General features: G+C 45.6%; 23 protein-coding genes. 14 read left to right on the top strand and 9 right to left on the bottom strand.

The window, feature by feature from the left end:
• Positions 1-39: 39 nt before the first annotated feature.
• The 3 genes from MYF79_RS10595 to MYF79_RS10585 are packed head-to-tail and all read right to left on the bottom strand — an operon-like array spanning position 40 to position 2,346.
• On the bottom strand, positions 40-1,146 hold the full coding sequence (locus MYF79_RS10595) for a hypothetical protein (RefSeq protein WP_247813847.1): 1,107 nt from the start codon (positions 1,144-1,146) through the stop codon (positions 40-42).
• An 8-nt stretch (positions 1,147-1,154) separates the two neighbouring features.
• Positions 1,155-1,814 carry a hypothetical protein gene (locus tag MYF79_RS10590; protein ID WP_247813846.1) on the bottom strand — a complete coding sequence of 220 codons (660 nt, stop codon included), beginning with the start codon at positions 1,812-1,814 and terminating at the stop codon, positions 1,155-1,157.
• Complete coding sequence (locus tag MYF79_RS10585; RefSeq protein ID WP_247813845.1) at positions 1,792-2,346, bottom strand: RNA polymerase sigma factor; 555 nt, start codon at positions 2,344-2,346, stop codon at positions 1,792-1,794. The genes MYF79_RS10590 and MYF79_RS10585 overlap by 23 nt, the downstream gene beginning before the upstream one ends.
• 123 nt (positions 2,347-2,469) lie before the next feature.
• Here MYF79_RS10585 and MYF79_RS10580 point away from each other — a divergent pair, with 123 nt between their 5' ends.
• Together MYF79_RS10580 and MYF79_RS10575 are read left to right on the top strand one after the other, a co-directional pair.
• Positions 2,470-2,622, top strand: a complete 153-nt coding sequence (locus tag MYF79_RS10580) for a hypothetical protein (protein ID WP_247813844.1) — start codon at positions 2,470-2,472, stop codon at positions 2,620-2,622.
• Positions 2,612-3,193, top strand: a complete 582-nt coding sequence (locus MYF79_RS10575) for a zinc-dependent metalloprotease family protein (RefSeq protein ID WP_247813843.1) — start codon at positions 2,612-2,614, stop codon at positions 3,191-3,193. The genes MYF79_RS10580 and MYF79_RS10575 overlap by 11 nt, the downstream gene beginning before the upstream one ends.
• A gap of 3 nt (positions 3,194-3,196) precedes the next feature.
• On the opposite strand, the gene MYF79_RS10570 is transcribed toward MYF79_RS10575, so the two are convergent.
• Together MYF79_RS10570 and MYF79_RS10565 are read right to left on the bottom strand one after the other, a co-directional pair.
• Complete coding sequence (locus MYF79_RS10570; protein ID WP_247813842.1) at positions 3,197-3,832, bottom strand: response regulator transcription factor; 636 nt, start codon at positions 3,830-3,832, stop codon at positions 3,197-3,199.
• Positions 3,819-5,804, bottom strand: a complete 1,986-nt coding sequence (locus MYF79_RS10565; RefSeq protein ID WP_247813841.1) for a sensor histidine kinase — start codon at positions 5,802-5,804, stop codon at positions 3,819-3,821. The genes MYF79_RS10570 and MYF79_RS10565 overlap by 14 nt, the downstream gene beginning before the upstream one ends.
• A 159-nt stretch (positions 5,805-5,963) precedes the next feature.
• Here MYF79_RS10565 and MYF79_RS10560 point away from each other — a divergent pair, with 159 nt between their 5' ends.
• A complete protein-coding gene (locus MYF79_RS10560) occupies positions 5,964-6,347 on the top strand; it encodes a hypothetical protein (RefSeq protein ID WP_247813840.1) in 384 nt (127 codons plus the stop codon).
• Between the two features lie 92 nt (positions 6,348-6,439).
• Here the strand turns inward: MYF79_RS10560 and MYF79_RS10555 are convergent, their stop codons facing one another.
• Positions 6,440-6,829, bottom strand: coding sequence for a winged helix-turn-helix transcriptional regulator (locus tag MYF79_RS10555; protein ID WP_247813839.1), 390 nt, complete (start codon positions 6,827-6,829; stop codon positions 6,440-6,442).
• An 84-nt stretch (positions 6,830-6,913) separates the two neighbouring features.
• Between MYF79_RS10555 and MYF79_RS10550 the strand changes: the two genes are divergently transcribed.
• Positions 6,914-7,711: an alpha/beta hydrolase gene (locus MYF79_RS10550; protein WP_247813838.1), complete on the top strand. Its 798-nt coding sequence runs from the start codon at positions 6,914-6,916 to the stop codon at positions 7,709-7,711.
• Between the two features lie 572 nt (positions 7,712-8,283).
• Entirely contained in the window at positions 8,284-8,643 is a 360-nt protein-coding gene (locus MYF79_RS10545) for a DUF6717 family protein (protein ID WP_247813837.1), read from the top strand.
• A gap of 43 nt (positions 8,644-8,686) precedes the next feature.
• On the opposite strand, the gene MYF79_RS10540 is transcribed toward MYF79_RS10545, so the two are convergent.
• On the bottom strand, positions 8,687-9,778 hold the full coding sequence (locus MYF79_RS10540; RefSeq protein ID WP_247813836.1) for an amidohydrolase family protein: 1,092 nt from the start codon (positions 9,776-9,778) through the stop codon (positions 8,687-8,689).
• Between the two features lie 452 nt (positions 9,779-10,230).
• Between MYF79_RS10540 and MYF79_RS10535 the strand changes: the two genes are divergently transcribed.
• A complete protein-coding gene (locus MYF79_RS10535) occupies positions 10,231-10,983 on the top strand; it encodes a ferritin-like domain-containing protein (RefSeq protein ID WP_247813835.1) in 753 nt (250 codons plus the stop codon).
• Positions 10,984-10,998: 15 nt separating this feature from the next.
• Complete coding sequence (locus tag MYF79_RS10530; RefSeq protein ID WP_247813834.1) at positions 10,999-11,646, top strand: DUF1361 domain-containing protein; 648 nt, start codon at positions 10,999-11,001, stop codon at positions 11,644-11,646.
• Positions 11,647-11,723: 77 nt separating this feature from the next.
• Here the strand turns inward: MYF79_RS10530 and MYF79_RS10525 are convergent, their stop codons facing one another.
• On the bottom strand, positions 11,724-12,449 hold the full coding sequence (locus MYF79_RS10525) for an SDR family oxidoreductase (RefSeq protein WP_247813833.1): 726 nt from the start codon (positions 12,447-12,449) through the stop codon (positions 11,724-11,726).
• 181 nt (positions 12,450-12,630) lie between these two features.
• On the opposite strand from MYF79_RS10525, the gene MYF79_RS10520 reads away from it, so the two are divergent.
• Positions 12,631-12,834: a hypothetical protein gene (locus MYF79_RS10520; RefSeq protein WP_247813832.1), complete on the top strand. Its 204-nt coding sequence runs from the start codon at positions 12,631-12,633 to the stop codon at positions 12,832-12,834.
• 10 nt (positions 12,835-12,844) lie between these two features.
• Here the strand turns inward: MYF79_RS10520 and MYF79_RS10515 are convergent, their stop codons facing one another.
• A complete protein-coding gene (locus MYF79_RS10515; protein ID WP_247813831.1) occupies positions 12,845-13,315 on the bottom strand; it encodes a DinB family protein in 471 nt (156 codons plus the stop codon).
• 258 nt (positions 13,316-13,573) lie between these two features.
• Here MYF79_RS10515 and MYF79_RS10510 point away from each other — a divergent pair, with 258 nt between their 5' ends.
• The 6 genes from MYF79_RS10510 (at position 13,574) to MYF79_RS10485 (ending at position 18,421) form a co-directional block, all read left to right on the top strand.
• Positions 13,574-14,473, top strand: a complete 900-nt coding sequence (locus MYF79_RS10510) for a hypothetical protein (RefSeq protein WP_247813830.1) — start codon at positions 13,574-13,576, stop codon at positions 14,471-14,473.
• Positions 14,474-14,499: 26 nt separating this feature from the next.
• Positions 14,500-14,838: a hypothetical protein gene (locus tag MYF79_RS10505; RefSeq protein WP_247813829.1), complete on the top strand. Its 339-nt coding sequence runs from the start codon at positions 14,500-14,502 to the stop codon at positions 14,836-14,838.
• Between the two features lie 22 nt (positions 14,839-14,860).
• Positions 14,861-15,730: an outer membrane protein gene (locus tag MYF79_RS10500; protein ID WP_247813828.1), complete on the top strand. Its 870-nt coding sequence runs from the start codon at positions 14,861-14,863 to the stop codon at positions 15,728-15,730.
• A 5-nt stretch (positions 15,731-15,735) separates the two neighbouring features.
• Positions 15,736-16,410, top strand: a complete 675-nt coding sequence (locus MYF79_RS10495; RefSeq protein ID WP_247813827.1) for a response regulator transcription factor — start codon at positions 15,736-15,738, stop codon at positions 16,408-16,410.
• Between the two features lie 7 nt (positions 16,411-16,417).
• Entirely contained in the window at positions 16,418-17,737 is a 1,320-nt protein-coding gene (locus tag MYF79_RS10490; protein WP_247813826.1) for a sensor histidine kinase, read from the top strand.
• 75 nt (positions 17,738-17,812) lie between these two features.
• On the top strand, positions 17,813-18,421 hold the full coding sequence (locus tag MYF79_RS10485; protein ID WP_247813825.1) for a Crp/Fnr family transcriptional regulator: 609 nt from the start codon (positions 17,813-17,815) through the stop codon (positions 18,419-18,421).
• The last annotated feature ends 41 nt before the right edge of the window (positions 18,422-18,462 follow it).

Genomic DNA, 18,462 nt, shown 5'->3' with positions numbered 1-18,462 from the left:
TTCTCTGTTGCCGTGTTAAGCGGCTTATTGCATTAACCACTAAAAGTTCTGGGTCAGTCTTATCCCTGGCGTAACGCCCTTAAAGAATTCATGAAAATACAGGACAGGTTCAATCCTGGTTTTTCCTTCAAACAGGGACATCCGTCCCAGACCAGCCCTGAAAGTATGTTTTTCGAAATAATCTCCGCTACGGTGAATAAGATAGCTTACTGAGAAAACATACTGCAGGTAAGGCTCCTTTTTTTCCACAGCCTTCCGTCCCGGTCCGGCGCCATATACGAGTGTCAGGAAGTCATTCCGGTAGGTTTTCACCTTACCTTCACTATTCTTCCCAAAGAAGAAATTAGGTTCCCAGTAGACCCCGAATTCACGTGTTACCCCCCTGCTTCCCATGGAACCTGCGATCACCGTCGCGCCAAGGTTGAAAGATGGCACAAAGTAGTTTTTATAGTTCTGGATATTGGCTGACGGTGTAAAAGCCAGGTAGTCGCCACGACTATAGATGGATCCTCCCGGCACATTTGATGATATGGTATAGTCTTTCTGGATATGCATCATGCCTTTATCGCCTTTCACCCAGTTGGTGTTCACATTTTTCCTGAGGCTGAGCAGGCGTGCCTGTAAACGGCCATCTGCGTAACCGGCAAGATCTTCCAGGTGGTTCACAAAGAAACTGATCCTGTAGCGGTGAATGGTTTTGGTTCCCGGAACGGGCACCACACCGATGAAATGAACGGTATCCTGTTCCAGCTTGAGCGCAGCTACATCGTTCTGTTGTACAAGGAAACTCTTGCCGGCGGGCTTTTCCTGCCTGATACGGATCTTTTTTGCCGCAGGCGGTTCCATTACATAGTCGATACGTTTTACAGACAGCTCGTCTGCCAGGGAATCTTTCAGCGGGGCCAGATCTTTCAGAAATATTTTCAGCAATGAATCGATATTCCCCACACGGGCGAGATCTTTCATATCTACCAGCTCTACCTGCATCTTATCGCCTTTATCGAGTGCGATGAAAAAGCGTTTGTTGATCTCATCTGCCGGCACATCAAAGATCCGGTCTTCGTTGGCAGCAGGCTTATTTTTTTGGGCATGCGCTACCCCGGCGATGCTCAGCAAGAGCATCAGCAAGTAAATGTTCGTCTTCATGTTACTATTTAATTTGTGGGAGAAGAAGTTGTTTTAGAAGATTTGTCGGCCACTACCTGGCTGGCAAAACCAGCAGGGCCGCTAAGGCCAATTTTGAACTGTTTATGCTCCGGATATACATAGGCATTACCGATCACATCACCACCCACTTCGTTGATATGCACTACCCGCATTTTCCTGGGTACTACGGCCACTGCTGTCGTCTCTGCCAGCATTGTATCAGGATGAACATCTGACCTTATAACAGGTGGTATGATCACAGTTACGTCTGGAATAATGGTGGCTTTCCTTTCCCTGACAGGTACCGGCTTTTTGCTGCCAGGGATGTCTGCTGGCGGCGGAATATCAGGCGCTTTTACAATTGCCGGAGCATCCTTACTATTCGTTCTGTCCTCACCTGTTTGCTCTTTATAAGGACGCTCAACATATGATGCTGACGACGGGAACTGCGTTTTATGTCCGGGGTGCAGGAAAAAAAGCGTCATACAGGCCAGCAACAGGCATGCCGCTGCCCAGTACCAAATCACTCTCTTCTTTGCTCTTTTTCCATTCATCCGCTGATGCAAACGGTCCCATGCCACCGCTTTATCAAACGGCGCCTCGCCCGGCAAAGCTTCCAGTGCGTTCAGTTCACTTATCCAGCTATCACTGCGTTTTTCGTTTGACATATTCAATATTTTGCTGCGTAAGCATTTTTTGCAATAAGGATTTGGCCTTGCTTAACTGCGATTTGGAAGTACCTTCTGATATTCCCAGCAAGACTGCTATTTCTCCATGATTCATTCCCTCTATAACGTGCAGGTTGAATACCGTTCTGTAACCTGCCGGTAGTTGTACGACAAGATTGAATATCTCTGCAGCCGACAGCCTGTTCAGGGCATCCTCTTCCAGGGCCATCGTTTCCGCCACATGTTCAGATACTACGACAAATGCGTTCTTCTTCCGGAGGAACATCAGGCATTCATTGATCATGATCCGCTTCAACCAGCTATGCAGGGCAGCGTCTCCCTGGTAGTGCAGGTCCGGCAGAGACTTGAAGAACTTATAAAAACCGTCCAGCAACAGCTCCTCCGCATCCTCCTGGTTCCTGACGTAGCGGCGGCATACTATCAGCATCCTGCCCGACAACAAATCAAACAGGTAACGCTGGGCAGCCGTACTGCCTTTTTTAGCTTCTTTTATGAGTTCCGGTATCGTCAAGGGAATAACAGGTTTGTACTTCTATAAATGCAGTTTACAGAGAAAGGGTTGCCCGGTCAAATAAATTTTCCTGCGGAGAATATTCTGGCGGCTTTGACTATCTTTAAGGACATTCCCTTACATATGAGACATCCGGATAAAAGAGATCTGATTGCTGCCCGCAAACTGACCACTTCCTTTAACTTTTACGCCAGCTGGTGGGCAGGATGGATCATGGAAGACATCCAGAACAATATCCTGCAGATCGTTAAACAAAGAGCGGAACATGATCATTAGACTACTGCTTATAATGCTTATCCTCAGCAGCTGTCACAGTAATGTTGGCAGCCGCAAAGTACCTGATATACATATCAGGATACTACCACTGGGCAGGGTAAAGGAAAATTATACCAGGGAGGCCTACGATAATATACAGAAAATAGCTGGCCATGCCGTACTGCTTCCGGCAACGGAAATACCCGCTATGGCTTTTTATGCTCCACGTAACCGTTACAGGGCAGATTCACTGATACGCTGGATGAGCAAACAGGCGAAAGCCAATGAAATATACATCGGGATCACTACACAGGATATCAGCACGACCAAAGGGGAATATGCAGATTATGGCGTGATGGGACTGGGCTATTGTCCGGGGAAAGCATGCATCGTATCCAGCTACCGCCTGAAGAACAAACAACATTTCTACAAACTGGTGATCCATGAACTGGGTCATAATATGGGATTGCAACATTGCCCTGTTCCCACCTGCTATATGCGGGATGCCAAAGGCGGTGATCCTACCGGAGAAGAAAAAGGATTCTGTAAACAATGCGCTGCCTACCTGCAGAAAAAAGGCTGGAACTTGTAATGCCTATATCAGTTTATATTCGATAGCAGCCCTGATCATTGCCGCCACATTCTTCACTTCAAATTTCTGCAACAGGCTTTTACGATGCGTCTCTACCGTCAGCGGACTTAAATGCAATGTCCCGGCAATATCAGTCGTAGTCATCCCATCAGCAATTAGCTGCAGGATCTCCTTTTCCCTTTTGGTGAGCCGGGGAATATCCTTTAGTTCATTTACAGAAGGCCTGGACATGATCTCTTTCACCGCATGGCTGAAGGTGACCTGTCCATTCAAGGCTTCATGAATACACGATAACAATTCCTCTCCGGAGATATTTTTCAGCAGGTAACCTGTTGCGCCATTCTGCAGCATCTGCAGCACCATACTACGTTCGCTGTGATTACTCAGGGCCAGCACACTGGTATCGGGCGACAATTTCTTTATCTCCCTGCAAAGATCGATACCGCTGCCATCAGGCAGGCTGATATCCAACAGCACAATATGCACTGAATGTTCCTTCAGGAAATGGATAAAATCCGATCCTGTGGTAAAGCAGCCTATAACAGCAATATCTGCTGCATTCAACAGCAGTTTCTGCAATCCCTCCTGTACAATTGGATGATCATCCACAATGGCGAGTCTGGTTTTATTGTCCGACATGCAATGCTATATTTATCGTGGTCCCTTCGTTCATAACCGATGTAATATCCATTGTTCCCCTTAAAAAGCCTACCCTGTTCCTGATATTACTGAGCCCTATACCTTTCCCGTTGACAACAATATCGAAGCCCTTTCCATTGTCTTCCTGCGTGATCAGGAATGTATCTCCATCCTGGCTGCATTGCAGGATAATGTTACTTGCGCCTGCATGGCGAACAGCATTTGCCAACAGTTCCTGTACAATACGGTAGATGTGGATCTGCGTCTGCTCCGGCATTGAGGGTTCAACACCGTAGGACTGAAAATCTATTTTCAACGTATCTGTTATCAGTGATTCACTTAGGTCTTTGAGCGCAGTCTGCAAACCAAACTTCAACAGGTTTGCCGGCATCATATTGTGGGCAATACGGCGCAGCTCCGTCACGGCATCATCCAGCTGTCCGATCGTCTTCCGGAGCTCTCCCCCTTGTTCAGCAGCTATCGTCGCCACCTGGCCGGATAAATTTAATTTCACAGCCGCCAGCATGCCACCCAGGCCATCGTGCAGGTCCCTGGCCAATCTGCGGCGCTCCTGTTCCTCGCCCTGCAAAACGGCCTGCCCAAACTGCAGGCGTTGCTGCTGTTCTATTTCCTTCAATTCCTGCTGATGGCTCCGTTCTTTCTGCACCAGCAATTTCCTGTTGCTACGATAGTATAATAAGGCAAAAGCGGCCACTATCAATAGCAATAAAGCAGTGGACGCCAGCAATAAAATATATAAACGACTGTTCTTTGCCGAGAGCGCAGCCTGTTCATTCTTTGCTTTCAGCGTGATAATTTCTTTCTGACTTTCCGCCCGCTGGTATTTCATTTCAAGCTCATTGATATCATTGGTCACATCGCTTTCATGAAGGCTATCGCTCAGGTGGCGGGCCTGCTTCATCCATTTGTAAGCGGGCTTCATCTGGTCCAGTCCAGCATAACTCTCTGCCAGTCCTTCATATACTTCCAGCCTGCTGCTACCCAGTTCCATCACTTCTTCATCATTTGAAAGCTCCAGCAGGATCTGCCTTGCGGGTTCATATTTCCTGTTCGCCAGCAATGCTTTGACTTTATAGAACAATAGTTCCTGTATCACATAATCTTTATTGGGGCCTTTGGCAGCTGCTATTCCCTTATTAAAACTAGTTTCTGCCAGTGTATACTGCTGATCGTGCTGATAGCATAATCCTTCTACCATATAATGCACGGCATACAGTTCTGATTCCGGGTAAGGAGCAAGCAATGTTTTTACAGCGGCCACTGTTTTTTTCGCTTCGTCATATTTCTTCAGGTAAGTGTAGTTCTCGCCAGCTCTGTTCAGGGCAGCTACCAGCCGGGAAGCTTGTGCATGGGTGGACCGAAAGATCTGAATGGCCCGGTCGAAGTACGGTTCAGCCTTGTCATATTGTTCCAGGTTCATAAAGGCAGTGCCTATACCAACATATTGCGAAGCTACAATAGCACTATCCCCCGCTTTGAGTGCATACGGAATGGCCTTGTTCAGTATGATGTTGATATAGCCCCTGTCGTCATCCTTTCGCTGCCTGATGGCTGCACGATTTATCCATACGTTGGCCCTTGCCTGGTATGCCTCCCTGGATGTAAAGCTGTTTAAAAGACTGTCTGCGGTAGCAAAGGCAGCATCGCTTCTGTCTATATCCGAACTATAATAGAGATATCCTTCATGTGCGTAGGATATGGCATGCAGGAAAGGATAACGTTTACTGCGCCTGCGCGCCTCATCCAGGCATTGTCTTGCCTTTGCGGTGTCCCTGGGTACCCAATAGTATATCAGTCCGTAATTGGCCTTCGCCTTTACACTATCTGAGGAGGTTTGACTTAATATGGTCGTTAAGCTATCATAATATCTCTGTTGATCAAGAGGTAGCTGGGCTTTACAGCATAAAGAGATGATTACGAATAATGCTATAAGGTTAAGTAAACGGGTCATGGCCGGTAAAATTAAAAAAATACCTGGAAACAGGTATAAATAAATCACCGGTTCCCGGTATTGTCATGCCTGATAGTCGGGTATACCTTTGTTTGCAATAACAGGGACGCCGAAAACTGATTAACTGAAAGAGTAGGCATTTTACAAAACTTCGCATGTATGAAATTTTTAAGAAACGCATTCCTGGCATTGATGTTAGCCTCCGCTTTTACTGGTTGCTCTAAAGATGATGATAACAAACCTGCATCGACTTCGCACAAAGTAGTGTTTAAGGCGATAGCCAGTACAGGCTCTAATATCTCCGTAGCTGTTTATGCTTATGATGCCAACCAGACCACGGCCACCAGCCTTACCGGCACTACCTGGACCAGCCCGGAGATCACGGTGCCGGCAGGTACAGTAGTTGCTACGGCAGCTGTTTCCGCTACAGGTGCAAACGCATCTTCATCATTAAAGGTACAGATCTATGTGGATGGTGAATTGAAAAAAGAAGGTTCTTCCACGGGACAGATCTTAAGTGCATCAGCTACATACAGCTTCTGATATGGTGCGACAATAACATATTCAGTACATTAAAGGGGACATCTTTTGTTGAAATCCCAACAAAATAAGGCAGCAATCAAATGCTGCCTTTTCTATCTGGAATATTTACAGAATTCCATCGGGCCAGATCCCCAGTCTTTCTTTCCCCACAGATGCAGGTCCAGGATGATGGCCAACAATGCGGCTCCTTTCTCCGTCTGTGTATAGATGGTTTGCGGGGGCACGGTATCGGGTAACATGGTCTTTTCCGCTAATCCTTCATCTACCAGCTCTTTTAATCTTTTTCCCAACACCTGGTCGGACAGGGAAGGAAAGGCTTCTTTCAAACGGCTGAATTGCCGTACGCCGTGTGAGATGCAGTAGAGGATCTGCATTTTCCACCTGGGGCTGATCATCTTCAGAATATCATTCACTTCACAGGACGCTGCCAGTATTTTCAGATTATATGCATTGGTCGAATTCTCCTTGATCTTGCTCGCCATATAAATTCGTTTAAAGGCTCACTTTCGGGTGAGTTATTGCCAGCCATAACAGGCCAGGATAAATTTGCCTTAAAATTAATCATTATGAAAATAAGAATGATCAGACTGGCATTTCTCCTCCTGGTATCCGTGTTTGTACTGACGGATGTCCACGCACAATCATCTTCCAAACATCCTGTATATGTACTGGTACATGGCGCCTGGCATGGCGGCTGGTGCTGGCAGCGTGTAAGTACTCAGCTGCGGGAGCATGGCGGTATTGTCTATACACCAACGCTCAGCGGCCTGGGAGAGCATAAAAACATATTGAGCCCGGCGGTGAACCTGGAAACGCATATCTCGGATATTGTCAATCTTATCGAAATGGAGGATCTCCATAATGTGATATTGGTAGGCCATAGCTATGCCGGCACCGTAATTGCCGGCGTTGCCGACAGGATCCCTGAACGGCTGAGCAAACTGGTGTTCCTGGATGCTATACTGCCGGAGAACGGGCAAAGTGCATTCTCCATTCAACCCAAAGCAGTGCAGGATGCGATGTCAACAGCCGCAGAAAAAGACAGCGGACTTACCATCCCGGCCTGGCCTGCAGAGACATTTGGCGTAAGCAAGCCTGCAGATGCCAGCTGGGTAAATGCGCGGCTGTCAGGTCATCCTTTCAGGACCTTCACGCAGCCATTAGTATTACAACATCCTTATGGCAATCACCTTCCCCTGATCTATATCGCCTGTACGGTAAAAATGCTACCGGCGATAGTTCCCTTTGCTGAAAAGACAAAGAACAGCAAAGACTGGCAGTATTATGCACTGGCCACCGGGCATGATGCCATGATCACAGAACCAAAGAAAACAGCGGATCTGCTGGAGTTATTCGCAAAATGATGAGGTACCTGCATCAGGTGTAAAGTTTCCCTGTAACACATTGTTCATGCAGGCGGCTTTCAGATAGCTTTCGGTAGGCTTTCGATAGGCTTTGAGATGGCTTTAGCCTGCGTTCATCTTACGTCTCGAACGTAGGATGAACGCAGGCTAAAGCCATCTCAAAGCCTATCGAAAGCCTATCGGATCGAATCCGATATCTTTTTTCAGGCGCATCATAACATCCAATACCCTGTAATTTCACTTTGCACTACAAAGAAACACCGCTCTTATGAGGCGATTTTGGTGCCTCATAACCGATTTTCGCCGTCTTGTATACTTTTTTTTGAACTGCTTTGGTCTCTTCCTTAACATTGTGGTATAAATCCGGGACAAGCATATCCGGGGGGCACAGCACAGTTGCCGCGCTGTCCTCTACCGGAATCGCTCACCGTCTCCTGCTGTTTTAATGCCTGGTCTGGCGCGGGACTGTCATTAAACAGCCGTAGCTCTTTGAAATAATAACGTGTTACCAGGCTTTTGTGATGTGGCACAACATGATGCATTACCTTTGCATCTTTTTAAACTCCAAAAATATGAGACACACATTCAGATTTTACAAATCACCCTCAAACAGGTGGTACATCGATCTGCCTGACTGGGAAGGCAGTATCAGCGAGCTGGAAATGGTTGAAGGTGCAGACACAATGCTGGACAAGATCAGTGGCGATGCCAATGAATGCTTCATTGATATGAGTGATGAACCTTTTGAGGGGTCGGATACGGTAAAACTGGTCAGCGATTTACGTGATGCTATAGGCGGGGGTAACTATATTATGGAAACATATAAGGGCGAACCCCTTAATCATCCGATGTGGCTTTGCGCAGTTACGGAACATGTGTTTGCAGATCTTCCGGAGGCCATTTATGTCAGTCCGGTCATAAACAATGACTGATCAAAACTAAAATGGGACTGAAAGTTCAGCCCCATTTTTTATATCACTCAAACAAGCTCTTATCTATTCCCGGAATGATCCTCAGCGCATTCTGGTAATACACCTTCTTCAGGATATCATCCGGCAGCGCCATGCCATACATCCGCCAGAAGGCATGATATTTTTTGTGGTAGGGGAAGTATTCATCCGCCGTTTCCAACACACGGAAATAGGTGGTATATTCCTCCGGCTGCCAGGAGTCCTTACCGAAGAGTATCCTGTTCTGATACTTCTCAAAGAACTGTCTCGCCATTCTCGGCTGACGTCCCAGTTCAGCGATCACTGCCCCAAATTCAACATACATATTCGGTATCTCATCCATCAGCTGCGATAAATGGGCCAGGTCGCCCGCATACCAGCCGAAGTGCGCATTGATGAAAGTAGTACCCGGATGTTTGCGGAACATACGGTGCTGCTCTTCAATGATCTGTTCCCAGGGTGCAGGATCAGTATCGCTGCGTTTGCGTCCCGGGTGGGTGATCAGCTCCAGCCAGCGTTCGTTACTATAATCAGCCGGCTGCCAGAATTGTTTAGGATCAGCAGCGTGTATCAGCACAGGGATCTTCAGCTTACCACACTGGTCCCATATAGCATCCAAACGGGGATCGTCAATAGCAACCCGTTTACCTTTATTGTCACGCACACTAAGCCCCAGGTTCTTGAACACTTTCAACCCGTTTGCACCATTCTTCACATCTTCCGTGAGCTGACGCACTGCTTTCTCTGTCCATCCCTCCTCTCCTATGCCGCCGAAATCAATGTTTGCAAAAATAATAAACCTGTTGGGCGCCTTACTCTTCACATTGTCTGTCTGCGCTTTCAGGCGACTGCCGTTTCCACCGCTGAGATTCACCATTACTTTCATGTTCAGGTCATCCATGTCCTGCAGCAGGTCGCGCAGGTTTCCCGACGACAAGCCATTCTGATGATTATGCACATCTATAAACGGGTACTTTGCCCTTGTCAGTTTATGTTCCGGCACTACAAGAGAGGAAGGCGGGTCGTATTTCTCAAAATCAATCGCAGGTCTTTCCTGGCCATAACACATAGTACTTGTACATATGAAGGCACAGGCGACAATAGACAGTTTACGCATATGTTGCAGAGAGTTTAATCTAAATTTAAAAAAAGATCATAAGTATTAAGGACAAGCTTTTATGAGCGGTAAATAGGCGTGAAAAATATTTTACCGGAAGTCAAAATTATTCATTTACTTTGTTATTCAAAGTGCTTTATAAACATATATACAGCCAGGGAACACCAGCCTGCACTCACTTGTAAGCTATTAACGGTGATGCAGTTAGCCGGGATCCCCCCTTGTTTACCTATTGCCGGTAGTTGCTCATTCAGGGGTACTAAACAGTACCCCGGCCTGATGTTATCTGCATATGTATTTACTTCAGTAAACCAGCTCATTGGATCAAGACAGGCATAAAGCTATTAGTCTTAATCAGGCATTGTATTGCCTTTTTTTTGCGCACACACTTTGCAACACAAAGTATATAAGAACAATTATTGACCTGTATTAACCATGATAAAACATAACACATGAAGACAAGTAATCAATGGATTTTGCACTTTCAGGAAAATGCAAAACAGCATCGTATAGACTGGTCTTTGCGCCCTGACATTTCTGAGCAGGAAATTTCAACAATACTAGCTTCCCTGCAGGCCTGGCAACTGGGTGAAACTTCTGATGGAAGACATTTGCTAAAGGCGGTAACCAGGTATGCAAGACAGATAAACGACCTGCCTTATATTGAGGCCACCGCCCTGTTTATAAAGGAAGAACAGAAACATGGTAACAACCTGGGAACTTATCTCGACAGGATTGGCAAACCAAGGATCAAGGCAGATCTCGGCGATACCCTTTTCAGAAAGGTGCGATATTTCAATGCCAATATGGAAATATGGACACTGACAGTTATCGTTGTAGAAAGCACCGCACAGATATTCTATCAATCCATGAAAGATGCTACCCGATGCAAATTGCTGAAGCAGATCTGTACGGATATACTCATTGATGAAGCACCCCATATTACGTTTCAAACTGAGCGGCTTTCCATCATTTTCAATAGCAAGAGCGCCATCGGAAAAGCAATCGCATTGAAGGCCTATCATATTTTCTATTTTTCTACGGCACTCGTTGTATGGATGGCACATAAAAAGCTATTCCGCGCAGGTGGTAATACTTTCACGAAATATATGATCAAGATGAGATACAAGTACAACAGAATTATCAGGCATATAACGACTGCGAAAGTCGCATTTGAAAGCAGCGCTATTGCACACCAGGTTTAAATTATGTTTTACAATATGTTAAAAAACGTCTCTTCTCTTGAAAGAATGCTGCTGGTATCTGTGTCTTTTACCATGCTATTGTTGCTAACGAGGATCATCTATACGAAGGAGCTGGTTTATGGATTCTATATCTGGAACACCTTCCTGGCGGTGTTGCCTTTATTATTCAGCCGTTCCCTCATCAGGCAGAACAGGTTCAATCTCAGGGCGCTATTGCTATTAGCGTGCTGGCTGGCATTCTTTCCTAATGCGCCTTATATAATAACGGATCTTTTTCACTACAGTGAAAAGCCGCCTGTTCCCAAATGGTTTGACCTGCTGCTGGTAACATCAGCAGCGTGGAACGGCCTTTTACTGGGCATCGTGTCGCTGACGCAGATAGAACAATTTTTATCAGGGTATCTGAGGGACAGATGGCTAAAGATCTCTGTCATCTTTAGCTTTCTATTATGTGGCTACGGTGTCTATATAGGCCGGTATCTGCGCTTCAATAGCTGGGATGCGGTCACTGCACCGCAGAAGCTTTTATATACATTGTCCCTGCACATTTTCCGGCCACAGGAACATATGATGATGTGGGCTTTTACCTTCCTGTTCGGAACCATGTTTGGTATCGTTTATTTCACCTTAAAGCAATTCAACACAAAGCTGATCAATACCTGAATCGTCCTGTAAAAGGAATAGCGGTATTGCCATTTAACAATACCGCCATTCCCTTTTAATAGAATGCATTACATTCCTCAGCTCGGGTTCATCCTGTTAAAGGTATTATTAACTTCCTCCGGACCCGCTTTTGACATCGCTTCACTAAAGCCGAAAGTCAGTTCAGTTTTGCCTTCCTGTAACTGTTTGAAAACTGCGTCTACAAAATCACCTACCGGGGGAGCCGCATCGTGCAGGCCCTTACCTCCCAGATCGGTATTCAGTGCAGGCGGTATCATCTCAATCACTTCTATGCCCCTTGCCTTGAGCAGGTATTGTGAAGAGCGCGTGAATGAATGGAAGAAGGCCTTGGTGCCACTGTAAACAGGTACTTTGGCAAATGGTACAAAAGACAGACCTGAAGTGACGTTGATGATCGTGTTCAGCGATGCCAGGTTAATAAAGAGCGCTGTCAAATGTACCGGGGCTTCAATATTGGTCACTATCTCATTTTTGGCACGCTGATAAAAATCCGCATCTGTGATGTTCATCCAGTTCTGGACGCCTGCATTGTTTACCAGTACATTCAGGTCGTTGTGATTCGCGGCTACCCAGTTATACAGGTCTTCCCGTCCAGCTTCTGTGGACAGATCGCATACCCTGGCAATGATGGATGGATATTTATCAGTCACTTCCTTCAGGGCAGCTTCCCGTCTTCCGCAGATCAACACTGTATTACCCTCCTGTAGAAATCTTTCTGCAAGTCCCAGCCCGATACCGCTGGCGCCACCCGTAATTAAAATTTTATTTCCTGTTAGTTTCATAAGTCATGTTGTTTTCATTGAAGAATGAGCAAAATTAAAGAGGGGCAAGGTCATACGAATTACGAACATCAAACCATCATTTGCAAAATTCAAACAAGGCTTATTAACTGATGGCCAAAGGCCGGGCTACTGCTCCATGCATTGGCATGATTTTGTTACCGGTAATAAGAAACACGTTGTTATGCTACAAGACGATCCAAAAGATAAAGACATCAAAAAGGAAAAAGAAGATTCCAGTATACAACCTGACCCAGAAACACTGGGGCCGGATCCGGAGGAGCATATGAAAGGGCCGGTCTCTTCTATTATCAGGAAGATCGGGGAAAAGGCTGAAGAGAATGACGAGAAAGATCAGGCAGAAGAAGAAGAGGAAAAGAATGATTAAGGCCGTATAATTAAATACCGGCCTTAATCAGCTTTTTCAGGATCACTATCTGCCCCAGGTGATAATGTAAATGCTCCACGGTACCCTGCAGGTTTTTGTAGGTAGATGAATGCCCCGCCACGATTGGTTCCTGCAGTCTTTTTTCATCCACCTTTTTAATAGCGTCTGCCAGTTCATGCGTGGATGCCACTAATTTACGCTTCAAATCTGCCCAGTCATCTTCACCCGCCAGATCAGGAACATCATACCCATTACTGTCAGGTATGTTTACCCTGATACCATTTATCCGTTGCATCATTACCCCGTTCCAGTAGATAAGATGGTTCACCAGGGATGCGATCGTATTGGGAGAGGCCTTTGTTCGCAAGGTGGCCTCCTGTACCGTCACGTCCTTTAGACTGTCCATTATATTTACGTCGGTCCAGTTCTCTCCTTCCAGCGTATCTAACAGATGTGTGGATATTTGTGTAAGAATATTCATGGCTATAGCGGTTACTATATATAATTATTATTTATTCCTGTATTCAGGATGGCAGCGCGTACCTGTTCATGCCTATTGCTCAAATACCAGGCCATGACACCGGGAAGTTTTCCTGTTGTGTGATATTATTTTATCCTGCCTCCTGTATTTTTATGGCATTCCCTTTTCGTCCCACCACCCGTTTTTCATTTTTTCTTCATGTTGGCCATCTAAGTTTGCATCAACAAGCAATAAATACTAACTTAAAATTGGAAATGTATGAAAACAACACTTTTTGTCATTGCTGCATTTTTATTATCAGGCGCCGTATCTGCCCAGAACGCAATCGTAAAAACAAAACAATCGGCAACTATCGAGGCAGGTTCAGTAAATGGAACAGCGTCTTCACAGACTGCATCTCAGGCTGATATTAAAACAGGCAATGTAAAAACAGGGACCAAAGGAAGTGCAAATGCATCAACCGGAACAAAGGCCAAAAACAGTACAGCCCTTGCTGAAAGCAAAACAAATACTACCGCAGCTGTTGCAACTGAGCATGCTACCGCTGTAAAGAGCACGCTAAACAATACAGCTGTTGCTGCCGAAGGCAAAACAAACACTACCGCAGCTGTTGCCACTGAGCATGCTACCGCTGTAAAGAGCACGCTAAACAATACAGCTGTTGCTGCCGAAGGCAAAACAAACACTACCGCAGCTGTTGCCACTGAGCATGCTACCGCTGTAAAGAGCACGCTAAACAATACAGCTGTTGCTGCCGAAGGCAAAACAAACACTACCGCAGCTGTTGCCACTGAGCATGCTACCGCTGTAAAGAGCACGCTAAATAATACAGCTGTTGCCGCTGAAGGCAAAACAAACACTACCGCAGCTGTTGCAACTGAACATGCAAACGCTGTAAAGAGCACGCTAAATAATACAAACAGTGCAACTGTTAAAAGCACGCAGAATATTACTTCGACTACCGGCACTGAAATTAAACAGACCGCAACAGATACAAAAATAGCTGCAAAATCCGTTGACGCTGGTGTAAAAGGTCATGCGAAACTTGCAACTTCTTCATCTGTTAAAGCTGCAGGAGCTGTACACAATAGTCTGAAGGCGCCATCTATCAAAACTACCACTCATATTGGAACAAATATGAAGGTGAGGCTGAGATAACACATTATTAAAATACTGTTGTGAATATGAACCAAGGGGCTTTATACCGCCATGTAGGAATAACCGTCATACTATCAATCATTTCCCTCTATAGTTGGGGTAGTGCCACACTACCCCAACCTACTTACAAGGTAAAGCCCTCTGAGGCCCTGCCGCTGGACACTATTCCTGTCAAAAAACCAGTAGAGACGGAAACAGTAACACCAACACAGGACCTGCCTGTGGAACCGGTCATCAAGGAGGTTCCCAAGGCTAAAAAGCAGGTGAAACCTATAGCCGTTCCTCCAGTTATGACACCTGTAAAACCACCGCAGATCATTAAGCCAAAGATTGTCATTAAAAAAATAGGTATCCGTGTTCCCTGACACAAGCCTTTAATGAAAAACCATGAAACAGATATTCTTTTTACTGCCAATATTATTGACCAGCGTTTTTTGCCAGGCACAGACGGACAGTACATTACAAAAAGACAGTGCATCTGCTGAGAAATCCACACTTACTGTTGGAGCCAGTTATGCCAATAATGCGAACTACTACGGACAGAAAGCTGCAGAAAGGATGGCATATGTGGCAGCTGTAGCGAAATACCAGCATCGTTCCGGTTTCTCACTGACAGGTATGGCCTACCGTTTGCTGAACGATCATGATCATGTCGTTTCCGCTTACAGCGCAGGAGCTGGCTTTTCTTTCAAGCTGAGCAAACGTTTATCAGCAGACCTTAATTATAACTATACCTTTTACCCTAAACTGTCTCCTTTCCTCCAGGCCGCCAATCCTCATTCCGCTGCTGTCGGCCTGACGCATAACAGCTGGCTTACCACCACGCTGGGAGTAGATTATGCATTTGGAAAGACCAACGACTTTTTCTCCACACTGGGCATCAGTAAACAGATCAATCTTTTTAGCCTGACATCAAAAGATATTGTGACGCTTACTCCTTTGATAGATCTAACAGCAGGTACTCAGCGGTTTTATACCTACTATATAAAGGAAAAAGGCATCAGGGATAGTTTGCTCGGCATTCTTCCCCCCATATTGGGCAATAATCCGGGAAGGGGAGCAGGCAACACTACCAGCACCAGGACAACCACCAGCTATGATATTTTATCGTACAACCTGAAACTGCCTTTGGCCTACAACAGGGCCAGTTATATGATAGAATTTGAATACCAGCTTTCCCTGCTGGGACAAAAATCCCAGTCTGATCCCGGAAAAGTGAATTCATTTTTCACTGCAAACTTTTACTATCAGTTTTAAACGACATGAAAGTATTGATCATTGAAGATGAAAGAGGAATGGCACTGGAAATGGAAGATTTCCTGGTAAAGGCAGGTTACTACTGCGACCTTGCTTTTACCGCCAAACAGGCGAGACAGCTCATGGAGGAAGGTCCTTATGACTTTATACTGCTGGATCTCGGCTTACCCGATAAGGATGGATTGCTGGTATTGGAGGATGCCAAGAAGATCTGTCCTGAGGCCTCTTACATCATTCTTACCGCCCGTGGTAAACTGGAAGACCGGATAAAGGGACTGGACCTTGGGGCGGACGACTATCTTCCTAAGCCTTTCTCACTACTGGAACTACAGTCACGCATGCAGGCTATCAGTCGCCGGAAATCCGGCCTGAAAGATAACCTCGTGGCGCTGGGCGATTTCGTTGTCAACCTGAACACCCGGATGGTATTGCATGGCGATGCAGATATCGGCCTGTCGAAAAAAGAGTTTGACCTGTTAAGTTATATGCTGCTGAACAAGAATCGCCCCCTTACCCGCATGCAGCTTAGTGAGCATATCTGGGGAGGCTTTTCAGACGATGATTATGACTCCAATTATATTGATGTCCATATAAAGAATATCCGTAAAAAACTAACTGAATATGGACCGGTGGAATGGCTGCAAACCATCAGAGGGGTAGGGTACAAAATTAAACTATAACCATATTGTGAAGCTGCTTACCAAACTTACGCTTACCTCCACCCTGTCCAAGATAGCAACGGTGATACTCTTTATTATACTGTTGCCTGCTCTCATAGACAGGGTTGCTTTTCAAAGCACCAATCGCCTGTTGAAACAACAGGCAAAAAAGGTAATGACCAATATCCAGACCAATGGTATAGATTATTACCTGCAGGGCGATTCAACATATGGCAGTTACACCCTGCTCAGGGAAGAATATATATCCCTTGAACGGGCCCGGCATATCTTCTCACCGGACACTATTCAGACGGCGCAGCGGATTATAGAGGGTGATACCGTCATGTATCGCATACTTAACCAGGCCTTTGAATACAATGACCAGCTGTACGAACTGGAGATTGGCAAAACGATCGCATCTATCAGTCAGTATAATGGTCCGCTGCAGAGAATTGCGCTGTATGTACTGGGCATACTGACAATACTCACACTGCTGACGGATATTTCGTTTACGCGCATCCTCCTCAAGCCCCTGCAAACGATCATTCAGACGAAACTGATCAACCCTGTCTTTCCCTTCAAGGAAATCCCCCCTCCTATCCGCACTACAACGGTTGACTTCAGGTATCTCGACAATTCCCTCATCGCGTTGATGAACCGGATAAAGGAAGACTTCGACAGGGAAAGAGAATTTACCTCCAACGCCTCTCATGAGCTGATGACGCCCATAGGCATCCTGCAGACCAAGATGGAAAATCTGTTGCTGGCAAATGATCTCGACGAAACAGCGATGGAAAAGATCATGGAAATGATGAAGACGCTCAATCGCCTGAAGAAGATAGTGCATTCACTGCTGCTGATATCCAGGATTGAAAATGATCAATATACCCGGCAGGATAACATCCAGCCGGAAAAGATGATCGGCGAGATCATACAGGAATTAAGCCACCGGCTGGAAGACAGGAATATCCGGATCACTGCTTCCCTGCAGCCGCATATTACATTGTACAATATGAACCACGACCTGCTGTTCCAGTTATTCTATAATCTTATTAACAATGCCATCCGGTATAACAAGCCGGATGGCAGCATCCACATCGGTGATACACTGGCTGCGGATGGTTCTTATACTATTGCCATCCGGGACACAGGAATAGGATTTGAGCCGGCAGATATCGACACGATATTCAATCGTTTCAGGAAAAAGAATACAATAGACGGAGAAGGTTATGGACTTGGCCTGTCCATAGTAAAAAGCATTGCCGACTATCATGGCATCAGGCTAAAAGTGATCTCAGAACTAGATGCAGGCACTACCATAGATGTGATATTTCCACCAGTAGCCTGATTATACTGTTCTTCCATATTTATTTATCTTTACGTGGATTCCCTGGAGGAATATTTCACTCGTTATAAACTTAGGATGTTGAGTAGTGAAAATACATCGGTAGAACAGTTAATTAACTATTTCAAAAATTACTTCCCTCTTAACAGCAAGGAACGTGCAGAGTTATTTGTTCATTTCGCAGAGCGCAGGATAAAGCGCCGTGGTTTTATTCTCCAGCAGGGGGATGTGTGCCGTCATTTTACATTTGTCGTAAGTGGCTGCTTTAAAATGTATGCGGTGGATAAAAACGGGAAAGAACACAATATCCAGTTTGCCGCTGAGAATGACTGGATCACGGACCTGGCCAGTTTTTATGCTGAGAAGCCAAGTCAGCTTTATATAGAGGCAACAGAACCCTCCCTCATCTTACAGATCAAACATCCCGACCTGCTTTCGCTCTACATCAACCACCACAAATTTGACCGCAATTTCAGGATCATCATCGAACAAAAATTCATCGCCCTGCAAAACAGGGTGTTGCAGAATATTAGCTCAACGGCAGAAGAACGATATCAATCCTTCCTGGAGCAATATCCACATATCTCCAACCGTTTGCCTAATACACAGATAGCGTCCTACCTGGGAATTACGCCGGAATTTCTCAGTAAGATCCGTAAAGACCTGGCACAAAAGCCGAACCCTTAAACCAGATTAAGGGTATTTCTTAAAATACATCATTGGCAGAT

Source organism: Chitinophaga filiformis (assembly GCF_023100805.1).
Taxonomy (GTDB): domain Bacteria; phylum Bacteroidota; class Bacteroidia; order Chitinophagales; family Chitinophagaceae; genus Chitinophaga; species Chitinophaga filiformis_B.
Note: the sequence above shows the minus strand (reverse complement) of the source record. Positions and strands in the feature narration are given on the sequence as shown.

Coding starts and splice junctions, on each gene's coding strand:
- MYF79_RS10595 (WP_247813847.1), bottom strand. CDS start 1,146: ATGAAGACGAACATTTACTTGCTGATGCTCTTGCTGAGCATCGCCGGG.
- MYF79_RS10485 (WP_247813825.1), top strand. CDS start 17,813: ATGTTGAGTAGTGAAAATACATCGGTAGAACAGTTAATTAACTATTTC.
- MYF79_RS10525 (WP_247813833.1), bottom strand. CDS start 12,449: ATGAAACTAACAGGAAATAAAATTTTAATTACGGGTGGCGCCAGCGGT.
- MYF79_RS10575 (WP_247813843.1), top strand. CDS start 2,612: ATGATCATTAGACTACTGCTTATAATGCTTATCCTCAGCAGCTGTCAC.
- MYF79_RS10555 (WP_247813839.1), bottom strand. CDS start 6,829: ATGGCGAGCAAGATCAAGGAGAATTCGACCAATGCATATAATCTGAAA.
- MYF79_RS10520 (WP_247813832.1), top strand. CDS start 12,631: ATGCTACAAGACGATCCAAAAGATAAAGACATCAAAAAGGAAAAAGAA.
- MYF79_RS10515 (WP_247813831.1), bottom strand. CDS start 13,315: ATGAATATTCTTACACAAATATCCACACATCTGTTAGATACGCTGGAA.
- MYF79_RS10505 (WP_247813829.1), top strand. CDS start 14,500: ATGAACCAAGGGGCTTTATACCGCCATGTAGGAATAACCGTCATACTA.
- MYF79_RS10500 (WP_247813828.1), top strand. CDS start 14,861: ATGAAACAGATATTCTTTTTACTGCCAATATTATTGACCAGCGTTTTT.
- MYF79_RS10545 (WP_247813837.1), top strand. CDS start 8,284: ATGAGACACACATTCAGATTTTACAAATCACCCTCAAACAGGTGGTAC.
- MYF79_RS10540 (WP_247813836.1), bottom strand. CDS start 9,778: ATGCGTAAACTGTCTATTGTCGCCTGTGCCTTCATATGTACAAGTACT.
- MYF79_RS10550 (WP_247813838.1), top strand. CDS start 6,914: ATGAAAATAAGAATGATCAGACTGGCATTTCTCCTCCTGGTATCCGTG.
- MYF79_RS10530 (WP_247813834.1), top strand. CDS start 10,999: ATGTTAAAAAACGTCTCTTCTCTTGAAAGAATGCTGCTGGTATCTGTG.
- MYF79_RS10580 (WP_247813844.1), top strand. CDS start 2,470: ATGAGACATCCGGATAAAAGAGATCTGATTGCTGCCCGCAAACTGACC.
- MYF79_RS10565 (WP_247813841.1), bottom strand. CDS start 5,804: ATGACCCGTTTACTTAACCTTATAGCATTATTCGTAATCATCTCTTTA.
- MYF79_RS10590 (WP_247813846.1), bottom strand. CDS start 1,814: ATGTCAAACGAAAAACGCAGTGATAGCTGGATAAGTGAACTGAACGCA.
- MYF79_RS10560 (WP_247813840.1), top strand. CDS start 5,964: ATGAAATTTTTAAGAAACGCATTCCTGGCATTGATGTTAGCCTCCGCT.
- MYF79_RS10570 (WP_247813842.1), bottom strand. CDS start 3,832: ATGTCGGACAATAAAACCAGACTCGCCATTGTGGATGATCATCCAATT.
- MYF79_RS10535 (WP_247813835.1), top strand. CDS start 10,231: ATGAAGACAAGTAATCAATGGATTTTGCACTTTCAGGAAAATGCAAAA.
- MYF79_RS10510 (WP_247813830.1), top strand. CDS start 13,574: ATGAAAACAACACTTTTTGTCATTGCTGCATTTTTATTATCAGGCGCC.
- MYF79_RS10495 (WP_247813827.1), top strand. CDS start 15,736: ATGAAAGTATTGATCATTGAAGATGAAAGAGGAATGGCACTGGAAATG.